Origin of the sequence: Pseudomonas sp. MF6755, assembly GCF_016405635.1 — a bacterium.
GTDB classification, from domain to species: Bacteria; Pseudomonadota; Gammaproteobacteria; order Pseudomonadales; family Pseudomonadaceae; genus Aquipseudomonas; species Aquipseudomonas haemolytica.
Genome location: NZ_JAEKDA010000007.1, coordinates 75,848 through 87,842, shown reverse-complemented (window position 1 = coordinate 87,842; position 11,995 = coordinate 75,848). Strand labels below are relative to the sequence as shown.

Below are 11,995 nucleotides of genomic sequence, written 5' to 3'. Positions count from 1 at the left end.
CGGGCATAGGCCAAGCCATGGCTAAGCATGAGCAAATGTTTCAAGCTTGCGACACCCTTCCGAAACCGACGTAACCTGGCCTGGGCGCGCCTGCACGCATTGCAAAAGGTCTCGACGCCAGTGTACAAATGACCCGCTGCTGTCAGGAAATCGTCTTCAAACGCGCATCAGCGCTCTGCTTGAACACCCTTAAAAACCGTAGCCCTATTGGTAAGACGCGACATTTAATGTCAATATCGCGCCTCCCCCTATTTCGTCGCCCCGTGCGGCTTTCGCCGCAGGTCTCGCCCGTTGTCACAATAAACAAGGCTTTGAGTATCTGCGGTCTGTTGCAAAAAGGTAGTTAATGATGAGCGCAAGGCACTTTCTCTCCCTGATGGATTGCACGCCCGAAGAGCTGGTCAGCGTGATCCGTCGAGGCATTGAGCTTAAAGACCTGCGTAACCGCGGTGTACTGTTTGAGCCTTTGAAAAACCGCGTACTCGGGATGATCTTCGAGAAGTCCTCGACGCGTACACGCTTGTCATTCGAAGCCGGCATGATCCAGCTGGGTGGCCAGGCCATCTTCCTGTCGCCGCGTGATACCCAACTGGGTCGTGGTGAGCCGATCAGCGACTGCGCCAGGGTAATGTCGCGCATGCTCGACGCGGTGATGATCCGTACCTTCGCCCACAGCACCCTGACAGAATTTGCCGCCAACTCCCGCGTGCCAGTGATCAACGGCCTGTCCGATGACCTGCACCCCTGCCAGTTGCTGGCCGACATGCAAACCTTCCTCGAACACCGTGGCTCGATCCAGGGCAAGACCGTGGCCTGGGTCGGCGACGGCAACAATATGTGCAACAGCTATATAGAAGCGGCCATCCAGTTCGACTTCCACCTGCGTATCGCCTGCCCTGAAGGCTACGAGCCGAGCGCCGAGTTCATGGCCAAGGCCGATGGCCGTGTACAACTGCTGCGCGACCCGAAAGATGCCGTGGTTGGCGCGCACCTGGTCAGCACCGACGTCTGGACCTCCATGGGCCAGGAAGACGAAACGGCCAAGCGCCTGGCCCTGTTCGCACCGTTCCAGGTGACCCGCGCGCTGCTCGATATGGCTGCGCCGGACGTGCTGTTCATGCACTGCCTGCCCGCTCACCGTGGTGAAGAAATCAGCCTCGACCTGCTCGACGACCCGCGTTCGGTCGCCTGGGACCAGGCCGAAAACCGCCTGCATGCGCAAAAAGCCCTGCTGGAATTTCTCGTCGAACCTTCGTACCACCACGCATGAGCCAGCCATTACTGCTGAACCTACGCAATCTGGCATGCGGCTATCAAGACCAACGAGTGGTGCAGAACCTCAACCTGCACCTCAACGCCGGCGACATCGGCTGCCTGCTCGGCTCCTCGGGCTGCGGCAAGACCACCACCTTGCGCGCCATTGCCGGCTTTGAACCGGTACACGAAGGTGAAATCAGCCTGGCGGGCGAAATCATCTCCAGCGCCGGTTTCACCCTGTCACCGGAGAAACGCCGGATCGGCATGGTGTTCCAGGACTACGCGCTATTTCCACACTTGAGCGTGGCCGACAACATCGCCTTCGGCATCCGCAAACATCCGCAAAAAGACCGCGTGGTCGCCGAACTGTTGGAACTGGTCAACCTGAAGAACCTGGGTAAGCGTTTCCCCCACGAGCTTTCCGGTGGCCAGCAACAACGTGTCGCCCTCGCCCGCGCCTTGGCGCCGGAGCCGCAACTGCTGCTGCTGGATGAACCGTTCTCCAACCTGGATGGCGAGTTGCGCCGCAAGCTCAGCCATGAAGTGCGCGACATCCTCAAGGCGCGAGGCACCAGTGCGATCCTCGTTACCCATGACCAGGAAGAAGCCTTCGCGGTCAGTGACCATGTGGGTGTGTTCAAGGAAGGTCGCCTTGAACAATGGGATACGCCCTACAACCTCTATCACGAACCACAAACCCCCTATGTCGCCAGCTTTATCGGCCAGGGTTACTTCATTCGTGGTCGCTTGAACTCGCCTGAGTCAGTGAGCACCGAACTGGGTGACCTGCGCGGCAATCGCGCCTATACCTGGCCTACCGGCGGTGCGGTGGATGTTTTGCTACGCCCGGACGACATCGTCTACGCACCGGACAGTGCATTAAAAGCCCGGATTGTCGGCAAGACGTTCCTTGGCGCATCCACCCTGTATCGCCTGCAACTACCGACCGGTGCACAGCTGGAGTCGATTTTCCCCAGCCATGCCGATCATCAGGTCGGGGCGCAGGTGGGCATTCGAGTGGCTGCCGAGCATCTGGTGTTGTTCCAGGCGTAACCAGTTACCTGAAGAAACTGGGTTAAACATGTGGGAGGGGGCTTGCCCCCTCCCACATGAGGATCTCCACAAGGCTGAAAATCAGGCGCGGCCAATCGACGCGAATCTGGCCTGGGTATGCTCAGCCAGCACGCTCGCGGCCAATTCAACCTCCAAGCCCCTCCTCCCCGCACTCACGAAGATCGTCGCAAACGGCTGCGCCGTCTCATCGATAAACGTACGCAAGCGCTTCTTCTGCCCCAACGGGCTGATACCGCCCAACAAATAGCCGGTGGACCGTTGCGCTGCACCCGGGTCGGCCATTTCGACTTTTTTGACACCTGCCGCATGGGCCAGGGCCTTTAAATCCAGACTTCCGACGACCGGCACCACCGCCACCAACAATTCCCCCTTTTCGCTGCTCGCCAGCAGCGTCTTGAACACCTGCGCCGGATCGAGGCTCAATTTTTCCGCGGCCTCCAGCCCATACGATGCTGCCTTGGGATCATGTTCATAACTGTGAATACGATGTTCGGCGCGAACTTTTTTCAACAGGTCCAATGCGGGGGTCATAGAGGCTCCGGGTAGGCAAACTGATGGCCAATTCTAGGCCAAGCTTACCGAAAACGCTCTAGCACAGACCTCCTACAGCCGACGTGCAGCGCCCCAACCATGATCATTCACCATACCAATAGTTAGTAAATGACCGACAGTTCACTTTCGACCTTTGACAGCGGTCATTCTTGTCTATATTTTTTCGTTTCCGAATGCTGTAGGAATAGCCATCGGAGTGCCAGCAGCAAGCCACGGCCAAGGATGGGGATCCTAGCCACGGTGAACATCGCACAACCGCCCGTTGAGGCAGTGCGCCAGACAAGAACAACAATCGAGGTTTTCCATGACAACTGCTCTTCAACAGCCTTCACTTTCGAGCCAATGCATGGCCGAATTCCTGGGCACTGCGCTGCTGATCTTCTTCGGCACCGGATGCGTCGCTGCGCTCAAGGTCGCGGGTGCGAGCTTTGGCTTGTGGGAAATCAGTATCATCTGGGGGATCGGCGTGAGCATGGCGATCTACCTGAGTGCCGGTATTTCCGGAGCTCACCTCAACCCGGCGGTCAGTATCGCCCTGTGCATTTTTGCCGACTTTGAAAAACGCAAACTGCCCTTCTATATTCTCGCCCAGGTCGCCGGCGCCTTTTGCTCTGCCGCCTTGGTTTACACGTTCTACAGCAACTTGTTTTTCGATTACGAACAAACCCACCACATGGTTCGCGGTTCCCAAGCCAGCCTGGAGTTGGCGTCAGTGTTCTCCACTTACCCCCACGCATTGCTGAGCACGGCCCAAGCGTTCCTGGTAGAAATGGTCATCACCGCGATCCTGATGGGCGTGATCATGGCCCTCACCGACGACAACAACGGCCTGCCACGCGGCCCGTTGGCCCCGCTGCTGATCGGTTTGCTGATCGCGGTGATTGGTAGCGCCATGGGCCCACTGACCGGCTTTGCGATGAACCCGGCACGGGACTTCGGGCCCAAGCTGATGACCTTTTTCGCTGGTTGGGGTGAAATGGCCTTTACTGGTGGTCGCGATATCCCTTACTTCCTGATTCCGATTTTCGCCCCGATTGTTGGTGCATGCCTCGGTGCTGCGGCCTATCGCGGGCTGATTGCTCGCCACCTGCCGAGCGCCGCACCTGCTATAGCTGAAACACCTGACACGGCTGTCAACGGCAAGACTCGTATTTCCTGAAAGCGCCAGCCTGGTCCACTGCCCTTCGCGGCCCAGGCTGATTTCTGACTTCCTTATTTCGTCCAAGGCAATTGACATGACCGACCTTCAGAATAAGAACTACATCATTGCCCTTGATCAGGGCACCACCAGTTCCCGGGCGATCATCTTCGATCGTGACGCCAACGTGGTGTGCACTGCCCAGCGTGAATTTGCACAGCATTACCCGCAGGCCGGTTGGGTAGAACATGACCCGATGGAAATCTTCGCTACCCAAAGCGCGGTGATGGTCGAGGCGTTGGCCCAGGCCGGCCTGCACCATGACCAGGTCGCTGCCATCGGTATCACCAACCAGCGTGAAACCACCGTGGTCTGGGACAAGATCACCGGCCGCCCGATCTACAACGCCATCGTCTGGCAGTGCCGACGCAGCACCGAGATCTGCCAGCAGCTCAAGCGCGACGGCCATGAGCAATACATCGGCGACACCACCGGCCTGGTCACCGATCCGTATTTCTCCGGCACCAAGCTCAAGTGGATCCTCGACAACGTCGAAGGCAGCCGCGAACGTGCGCGCAACGGCGAACTGCTGTTCGGCACCATCGACAGCTGGCTGATCTGGAAATTTACCGGCGGCAAGACCCACGTCACCGACTACACCAACGCATCGCGCACCATGCTCTTCAACATCCACACCCTGGAGTGGGATGCGAAGATGCTGGAGATCCTCGACATTCCGCGGGAAATGCTCCCGCAAGTGAAGTCCTCCTCCGAAATCTACGGCCGCACCAAAAGCGGTATCGCCATCGGCGGCATTGCCGGCGACCAGCAAGCCGCGCTTTTCGGCCAGATGTGCGTAGAAGCCGGCCAGGCCAAGAACACCTACGGCACCGGCTGCTTCCTGCTGATGAACACCGGCGACAAGGCGGTGAAGTCCAAGCACGGCATGCTCACCACCATCGCCTGCGGCCCACGCGGTGAAGTGGCCTACGCCCTCGAAGGCGCGGTCTTCAACGGCGGCTCCACCGTGCAATGGCTGCGTGACGAGCTGAAAATCATCAACGACGCCCACGACACCGAATACTTTGCCGGCAAGGTCAAGGACAGCAACGGCGTGTATCTGGTCCCGGCCTTCACCGGCCTGGGGGCTCCATACTGGGACCCGTATGCCCGTGGCGCGCTGTTCGGCCTGACCCGCGGCGTACGCGTGGACCACATTATTCGCGCGGCCCTGGAGTCGATTGCCTACCAGACCCGCGACGTACTCGACGCCATGCAACAGGACTCGGGCGAACGCCTCAAGGCCCTGCGTGTGGACGGCGGCGCAGTTGCCAATAACTTCCTGATGCAATTCCAGGCCGACATCCTTGGCACCCGGGTCGAGCGCCCGCAAATGCGCGAAACCACTGCCCTCGGCGCCGCCTACCTGGCCGGCCTGGCGTGTGGCTTCTGGGGCAGCCTGGACGAGTTGCGCGGCAAGGCGGTGATCGAGCGCGAATTCGAACCACAGCTGGATGAAACAGCCAAAGAGAAGCTCTACGCCGGTTGGCAAAAAGCGGTGAGCCGCACCCGTGACTGGGAACCTCACGAAGGCGCTGAATAAGCCAAGCGCCGGACCCAGATAGGGTTGTAACTGGCAGGGAGCGGATTCCTGCGTCATCATGGGCCACTTTTGTATGGCAGCCCAAAGGACGCCCCATGAATCTGCCTCCCCGCCAACAACAAATCCTCGAACTGGTCCGCGAACGCGGCTACGTCAGCATCGAGGAAATGGCGCAGCTATTCGTTGTCACCCCGCAAACCATCCGCCGCGATATCAACCAGTTGGCGGACGCCAATCTGTTGCGCCGCTACCACGGCGGCGCGGCCTATGACTCCAGTGTCGAGAACACCGCGTACGCCATGCGTGCCGACCAGATGCGTGACGAGAAGCAACGCATCGGCGAAGCGATTGCCGCGCAAATCCCCGATCACGCCTCGCTGTTCATCAACATCGGTACCACGACCGAATCCATCGCCCGTGCGCTGCTCAATCACAACCACCTGAAAATCATCACCAACAACCTCAACGTCGCCACCATGCTCAGTGCCAAGGACGACTTCGATGTGTTGCTCACCGGCGGCAACGTGCGCCGCGACGGCGGTGTGGTGGGCCAGGCAAGTGTCGATTTCATCAACCAGTTCAAGGTCGACTTTGCCTTGGTGGGCATCAGTGGGATCGACGAGGACGGCAGCCTGCTGGACTTCGACTACCAGGAAGTGCGGGTTTCCCAGGCAATCATTGCCAATGCGCGGCAGGTGATCCTGGCGGCGGACTCCAGCAAGTTCGGGCGCAATGCCATGATTCGCCTGGGGCCGATCAGTCTGGTGGATTGCCTGGTGACTGATCAGCAGCCGGTGCCGGCGTTGGTGCAGTTGCTGAATGACCATAAGGTGCGCCTGGAAGTCGTATAGCCCAGTAGTCTCTCCGGCGTCTGCACTGGCGCCTTCGCGAGCAAGCCCGCCTCCACAGTTGACCGAATTCCCAAGCCGGAACTCGGTCGAGTGTGGGAGCGGGCTTGCTCGCGAAGGCGATCTACCCCGCGCCCTTTTCCTCGGGCTTGCCCGGGTAAATGTTCACAAATTTTCCTTTTCCCGCCCTTCGATGAGTTTTTTCAATCGAAGTCGGGTGGCTGTGCCCGCGTTTATCAGCTACCATTTTCGCAAATGAACATTAATGTTCGAATTCCAATACGAAAAAGATCGCGAGGCTAGCCGATGAACCCTTCCACCTTGCCTGCTCCACCGCTTGCCGAAGTCTATGACGTTGCCGTAATCGGTGGCGGGATCAATGGCGTCGGCATTGCAGCAGACGCAGCCGGTCGCGGTTTGTCGGTATTCCTTTGCGAAAAGGACGACCTCGCCAGCCACACCTCATCGGCCAGCAGCAAGCTGATCCACGGTGGCCTGCGTTACCTGGAACATTACGAATTCCGCCTGGTGCGCGAAGCCCTGGCCGAACGTGAAGTGCTGCTGGCCAAGGCCCCGCACATCGTCAAGCAAATGCGCTTCGTGCTGCCACACCGCCCGCACCTGCGCCCGGCGTGGATGATTCGCGCCGGCCTGTTCCTTTATGACCACTTGGGCAAGCGCGAGAAACTGGCGGGTTCCAAAAGCCTCAAGTTTGGCGCCGACAGCCCGCTGAAAAGCGAAATCACCAAGGGCTTTGAATACTCCGACTGCTGGGTCGACGACGCCCGCCTGGTAGTGCTCAATGCCATGGCTGCCCGCGAGAAAGGCGCGCACATCCACACCCAGACCCGTTGCATCAGCGCCCATCGCAGCAACGACATGTGGGAAATGAACATGGAACGTGCCGACGGCAGCCTGTTCTCCATCCGCGCCCGCGCCTTGGTGAACGCTGCTGGCCCTTGGGTGGCCAAATTCATCCGGGACGACCTCAAGCTGGATTCGCCCTACGGCATCCGCCTGATCCAGGGCAGTCACTTGATCGTGCCAAGACTGTACGAAGGTGCCCATGCGCACATCCTGCAGAACGAAGACCAACGCATCGTCTTCACTATTCCGTACCTGAACCACCTGACCATCATCGGCACCACCGACCGCGAATACACCGGCGACCCGGCAAAAGTAGCGATTACCGAAGGTGAAACCGACTACATGCTCAACGTGGTCAACGCACACTTCAAGAAACAGCTGAGCCGCGACGATATCGTCCACACCTACTCCGGCGTGCGCCCACTGTGCAACGACGAGTCGGACAACCCGTCGGCCATCACCCGTGACTACACCCTGGCACTGTCCGGCGCTACCGGCGAAGCACCGATCCTGTCGGTGTTCGGCGGCAAGCTGACCACCTATCGCAAGCTGGCTGAGTCAGCCATGGCCCAACTGGCGCCGTACTTCACCCAGATGCGCCCAAGTTGGACCGCCACGGCCAGCCTGCCCGGCGGCGAAAACATGACCACGCCTGAAGCCCTGGCCGAAGCCATCCGCACCAAGTACGACTGGGTGCCGAGCGAAATTGCCCGTCGCTGGTCCACCACCTATGGCAGCCGCACCTGGCGCCTGCTGGAGGGCGTTCAATCGCTGACCGACTTGGGTGATCACCTGGGTGGCGGCCTGTACACCCGCGAAGTCGATTACCTGTGCGCCGAAGAATGGGTGACGCAACCGCAGGACGTGCTGTGGCGCCGCACCAAGCTTGGCCTGTTCACCACCCCGCAGGAGCAGGAGAACGTGCAGCGTTACCTGTCGAAGGTCGAGCAGAACCGTAGCAAGATCGAAGCGGCCTGATCGCCCAGCCCCAAAAAGCCCTCGCACCGAAAGGTGCGGGGGCTTTTTTATGCCTGCGGATCAGGCGATCTCGTATTCGGTTTTCCGAACGCGAGCTCACACCCTATTCGGTTTGCCGGACTAAACGCTGAAACCCTTGTTGCAACACAAAGTTAATCTCCATATAAATCATGAAGTTAACCTTTTATTTTCGGTATGGCACGACTCATGCTCTACACTCTTCGACGATTGCCTGGGGCGCCTTAGGAGCCGTCACGGGCATTCGCTATACAAGAGAGCCGTTCACCTGGCTTCATAAAAAAAACAAATGTCGAGGAAGTATTGATGCGTATCGTTCCCCATATCCTGGGCGCAGCTATCGCTGCTGCTCTGATCAGCACTCCAGTTTTCGCCGCCGAACTCACCGGCACACTGAAGAAAATCAACGACTCCGGCACCATCACTCTCGCTCACCGCGACAGCTCCATTCCGTTTTCCTACATCGCGGATGGTTCGGGCAAACCCGTGGGCTACTCCCACGACATTCAGTTGGCCGTCGTTGAACAACTGAAAAAAGACCTGAACAAACCCGACCTGAAAGCCAAGTACAACCTGGTGACCTCGCAAACCCGTATCCCGCTGATCCAGAACGGCACCGCGGATCTGGAGTGCGGCTCCACCACCAACAACGCCGAACGCGCCCAGCAAGTCGACTTCACCGTCAACATCTTCGAAATCGGCACCCGCCTGCTGGTCAAGAAAGACAAGGATGGCAAGCCGTCCTACGTTGACTTTGCCGACCTGAAAGGCAAAAACGTCGTGACCACTGCTGGCACCACGTCCGAGCGCATCATCAAGGCGATGAACGCCGACAAGCAGATGGGCATGAACGTCATCTCCGCCAAAGACCACGGCGAATCCTTCCAGATGCTCGAGAGCGGCCGCGCTGTCGCGTTCATGATGGATGACGCGCTGCTGGCCGGTGAAGAAGCCAAGGCCAAGAAGCCGGACGACTGGGTCATTACCGGTACTCCGCAGTCCTTTGAAGCCTACGCATGCATGGTTCGCAAAGGCGATCCTGACTTCAAGAAAGCCGTGGATGACGCCATTGTCGCCCTGTACAAGTCCGGCGAGATCAACAAGATCTACAGCAAGTGGTTCGAAAGCCCGATTCCACCTAAAGGCCTGAACCTGAACTTCCCGATGAGCGACAAGGTCAAGGAGCTGATCGCTACCCCAAGCGACAAACCAGCGCCTGACGTAAAAATCTAATACCTGACTAAGCTTATTCCTGAGGGAGCCAACCCTCCCTCAGGCATCTGTTACTACTTGCTGGCTTTAATTTGGAACACTCGACCTGGCGGTTTTCGAGCCGATCGCGTGTGCCTGGCATTCAACGCCAGGCGGGAAAGGATCTTCCCAAGCAGGTGCTTGTATATCGATCGATCTTGAGGGGAGACCCTAATGAATTACAACTGGGACTGGGGCGTGTTCTTCAAGTCCACCGGCGTGGGCAGCGAGACTTATCTCGACTGGTACATCGCCGGCCTGGGCTGGACCATTGCCATCGCTGTCGTGGCATGGATCATCGCCTTGCTGCTGGGCTCCATTCTGGGGGTCATGCGCACCGTGCCAAACCGCATCGTATCGGGCATCGCGACCTGCTACGTGGAACTGTTTCGTAACGTGCCGCTGCTGGTTCAGCTGTTTATCTGGTACTTCCTTGTACCCGACATGCTGCCGCAGAACCTGCAGGACTGGTACAAACAGGACCTGAACCCGACCACCTCGGCCTACCTGAGCGTGGTGGTGTGCCTGGGCCTGTTCACCGCCGCCCGTGTGTGTGAACAAGTGCGTACCGGCATCCAGGCGCTGCCCCGTGGCCAGGAATCCGCTGCACGCGCCATGGGTTTCAAGCTGCCGCAGATCTACTGGTACGTGCTGCTGCCCCAGGCTTATCGCATCATCATTCCGCCGCTTACCTCGGAATTCCTCAACGTGTTCAAGAACTCCTCCGTGGCGTCCTTGATCGGCTTGATGGAACTGCTGGCGCAAACCAAGCAGACCGCCGAGTTTTCGGCCAACCTGTTCGAAGCCTTCACCTTGGCCACGCTGATCTACTTCACCCTGAACATGAGCCTGATGTTGCTGATGCGCGTAGTGGAGAAGAAAGTCGCGGTGCCCGGCCTGATCTCCGTGGGGGGTAAATAATGGACTTCGATTTCAGCGGCATCATCCCCGCTATCCCGGGCCTGTGGAACGGCATGGTCATGACCTTGCAGTTGATGGTCATGGGTGTGGTTGGCGGTATCGCGCTGGGCACCGTCCTGGCGCTCATGCGCCTGTCGTCCAACAAACTGCTGTCCCGCGTGGCTGGCGCCTACGTGAACTACTTCCGCTCGATCCCGCTGCTGCTGGTGATCACCTGGTTCTACCTGGCGGTGCCGTTCGTGCTGCGCTGGATCACCGGCGAAGACACACCGATCGGCGCGTTCACCTCCTGCGTCGTGGCGTTCATGATGTTCGAGGCCGCGTACTTCTGCGAAATCGTGCGGGCCGGCGTGCAGTCGATCCCCAAGGGCCAGATGGCCGCAGCACAAGCCATGGGCATGACCTACGGCCAGACCATGCGCCTGATCATCCTGCCCCAGGCGTTCCGCAAGATGACGCCGTTGCTGCTGCAACAGTCGATCATCCTGTTCCAGGACACTTCGCTGGTCTACACCGTGGGCCTGGTGGACTTCCTCAACTCCGCCCGCTCCAACGGCGACATCATCGGCCGCTCCAATGAGTTCCTGATCTTTGCCGGTGTCGTCTACTTCATCATCAGCTTTTCCGCCTCGCTGCTGGTCAAGCGTCTGCAAAAAAGGTTTGCCGTATGATCTCTATCAAGAACATCAACAAGTGGTATGGCGACTTCCAGGTGCTGACCGATTGCAGCACCGAGGTTAAAAAAGGCGAAGTGATCGTGGTATGCGGGCCGTCCGGCTCGGGCAAATCCACTCTGATCAAGTGCGTGAATGCGCTGGAACCGTTCCAGAAGGGCGACGTTGTGGTCGATGGCACCTCCATCGCCGACCCGAAGACCAACCTGCCGAAACTGCGTTCGCGCGTGGGCATGGTGTTCCAGCACTTCGAGCTGTTCCCGCACCTGACCATCACTGAAAACCTGACCATCGCGCAGATCAAGGTGCTGGGCCGCAGCAAGGAAGAAGCCACCAAGAAGGGCCTGCAACTGCTCGACCGCGTGGGCCTGTCGGCACACGCCCACAAGCACCCTGGCCAACTCTCCGGTGGCCAGCAGCAACGTGTGGCGATTGCCCGCGCCCTGGCCATGGACCCAATCGTCATGCTGTTCGACGAACCGACCTCGGCGCTGGACCCGGAAATGGTCAACGAAGTGCTCGACGTGATGGTGCAACTGGCCCACGAAGGCATGACCATGATGTGCGTGACCCACGAAATGGGCTTTGCGCGCAAAGTGGCCGACCGCGTGATCTTCATGGACGCCGGCAAGATCATCGAAGACTGCCCGAAGGAAGAGTTCTTCGGCGATATCAGCGCCCGCTCCGAACGTGCGCAGCACTTCCTTGAGAAAATCCTGCAGCACTAAGTACTAAACAGCTCCCACTGTAGAAACATGGCCACTGTGGGAGGGGGCTTGCCCCCTCCCACACTGGACCACACAGGCTGGCAGCT

11 protein-coding genes are annotated in these 11,995 nt (G+C 59.0%); 10 read left to right on the top strand and 1 reads right to left on the bottom strand.

The genetic code is table 11. The annotated features are described in order from the left end of the window. The first annotated feature begins 349 nt into the window (after window positions 1-349). Together argF and JFT66_RS10660 are read left to right on the top strand one after the other, a co-directional pair. Window positions 350-1,270 (top strand): ornithine carbamoyltransferase, encoded by a 921-nt coding sequence (gene argF / locus JFT66_RS10665; protein WP_153839777.1) that lies wholly within the window; start codon window positions 350-352, stop codon window positions 1,268-1,270. Then, window positions 1,267-2,310 carry an ABC transporter ATP-binding protein gene (locus JFT66_RS10660; protein WP_034118311.1) on the top strand — a complete coding sequence of 348 codons (1,044 nt, stop codon included), beginning with the start codon at window positions 1,267-1,269 and terminating at the stop codon, window positions 2,308-2,310. The genes argF and JFT66_RS10660 overlap by 4 nt, the downstream gene beginning before the upstream one ends. Before the next feature lie 81 nt (window positions 2,311-2,391). Here JFT66_RS10660 and ybaK read toward each other — a convergent pair whose 3' ends face one another. After that, window positions 2,392-2,862 carry a Cys-tRNA(Pro) deacylase gene (gene ybaK / locus JFT66_RS10655; RefSeq protein WP_034118312.1) on the bottom strand — a complete coding sequence of 157 codons (471 nt, stop codon included), beginning with the start codon at window positions 2,860-2,862 and terminating at the stop codon, window positions 2,392-2,394. Window positions 2,863-3,187: 325 nt separating this feature from the next. On the opposite strand from ybaK, the gene JFT66_RS10650 reads away from it, so the two are divergent. The 8 genes from JFT66_RS10650 to JFT66_RS10615 all read left to right on the top strand — a co-directional run bounded on the left by JFT66_RS10650 (window position 3,188) and on the right by JFT66_RS10615 (window position 11,909). After that, window positions 3,188-4,042: an MIP/aquaporin family protein gene (locus JFT66_RS10650; protein WP_198859240.1), complete on the top strand. Its 855-nt coding sequence runs from the start codon at window positions 3,188-3,190 to the stop codon at window positions 4,040-4,042. Window positions 4,043-4,118: 76 nt separating this feature from the next. Next, complete coding sequence (glpK, locus tag JFT66_RS10645; protein WP_153839776.1) at window positions 4,119-5,624, top strand: glycerol kinase GlpK; 1,506 nt, start codon at window positions 4,119-4,121, stop codon at window positions 5,622-5,624. Window positions 5,625-5,719: 95 nt separating this feature from the next. Further along, the gene (locus JFT66_RS10640) at window positions 5,720-6,475 is read left to right on the top strand and encodes a DeoR/GlpR family transcriptional regulator (RefSeq protein ID WP_034118315.1); all 756 of its coding nucleotides are present in this window, start codon (window positions 5,720-5,722) and stop codon (window positions 6,473-6,475) included. A 303-nt stretch (window positions 6,476-6,778) separates the two neighbouring features. Then, the gene (gene glpD / locus JFT66_RS10635; RefSeq protein WP_198859239.1) at window positions 6,779-8,317 is read left to right on the top strand and encodes a glycerol-3-phosphate dehydrogenase; all 1,539 of its coding nucleotides are present in this window, start codon (window positions 6,779-6,781) and stop codon (window positions 8,315-8,317) included. Between the two features lie 324 nt (window positions 8,318-8,641). Beyond that, on the top strand, window positions 8,642-9,568 hold the full coding sequence (locus tag JFT66_RS10630; RefSeq protein WP_034118317.1) for a glutamate/aspartate ABC transporter substrate-binding protein: 927 nt from the start codon (window positions 8,642-8,644) through the stop codon (window positions 9,566-9,568). A gap of 192 nt (window positions 9,569-9,760) precedes the next feature. After that, window positions 9,761-10,507, top strand: coding sequence for an amino acid ABC transporter permease (locus tag JFT66_RS10625; RefSeq protein WP_198859238.1), 747 nt, complete (start codon window positions 9,761-9,763; stop codon window positions 10,505-10,507). Beyond that, window positions 10,507-11,178 (top strand): amino acid ABC transporter permease, encoded by a 672-nt coding sequence (locus tag JFT66_RS10620; protein WP_034118318.1) that lies wholly within the window; start codon window positions 10,507-10,509, stop codon window positions 11,176-11,178. The genes JFT66_RS10625 and JFT66_RS10620 overlap by 1 nt, the downstream gene beginning before the upstream one ends. Next, complete coding sequence (locus tag JFT66_RS10615) at window positions 11,175-11,909, top strand: amino acid ABC transporter ATP-binding protein (protein WP_033896404.1); 735 nt, start codon at window positions 11,175-11,177, stop codon at window positions 11,907-11,909. The genes JFT66_RS10620 and JFT66_RS10615 overlap by 4 nt, the downstream gene beginning before the upstream one ends. Window positions 11,910-11,995 lie beyond the last annotated feature (86 nt).

What these genes read in the sequence shown, in the direction of transcription:
- JFT66_RS10625 (WP_198859238.1), top strand. Translation starts at nt 9,761, where the DNA reads ATGAATTACAACTGGGACTGGGGCGTGTTCTTCAAGTCCACCGGCGTG.
- ybaK (WP_034118312.1), bottom strand. Translation starts at nt 2,862, where the DNA reads ATGACCCCCGCATTGGACCTGTTGAAAAAAGTTCGCGCCGAACATCGT.
- argF (WP_153839777.1), top strand. Translation starts at nt 350, where the DNA reads ATGAGCGCAAGGCACTTTCTCTCCCTGATGGATTGCACGCCCGAAGAG.
- JFT66_RS10660 (WP_034118311.1), top strand. Translation starts at nt 1,267, where the DNA reads ATGAGCCAGCCATTACTGCTGAACCTACGCAATCTGGCATGCGGCTAT.
- JFT66_RS10620 (WP_034118318.1), top strand. Translation starts at nt 10,507, where the DNA reads ATGGACTTCGATTTCAGCGGCATCATCCCCGCTATCCCGGGCCTGTGG.
- JFT66_RS10650 (WP_198859240.1), top strand. Translation starts at nt 3,188, where the DNA reads ATGACAACTGCTCTTCAACAGCCTTCACTTTCGAGCCAATGCATGGCC.
- glpD (WP_198859239.1), top strand. Translation starts at nt 6,779, where the DNA reads ATGAACCCTTCCACCTTGCCTGCTCCACCGCTTGCCGAAGTCTATGAC.
- JFT66_RS10615 (WP_033896404.1), top strand. Translation starts at nt 11,175, where the DNA reads ATGATCTCTATCAAGAACATCAACAAGTGGTATGGCGACTTCCAGGTG.
- JFT66_RS10640 (WP_034118315.1), top strand. Translation starts at nt 5,720, where the DNA reads ATGAATCTGCCTCCCCGCCAACAACAAATCCTCGAACTGGTCCGCGAA.
- glpK (WP_153839776.1), top strand. Translation starts at nt 4,119, where the DNA reads ATGACCGACCTTCAGAATAAGAACTACATCATTGCCCTTGATCAGGGC.
- JFT66_RS10630 (WP_034118317.1), top strand. Translation starts at nt 8,642, where the DNA reads ATGCGTATCGTTCCCCATATCCTGGGCGCAGCTATCGCTGCTGCTCTG.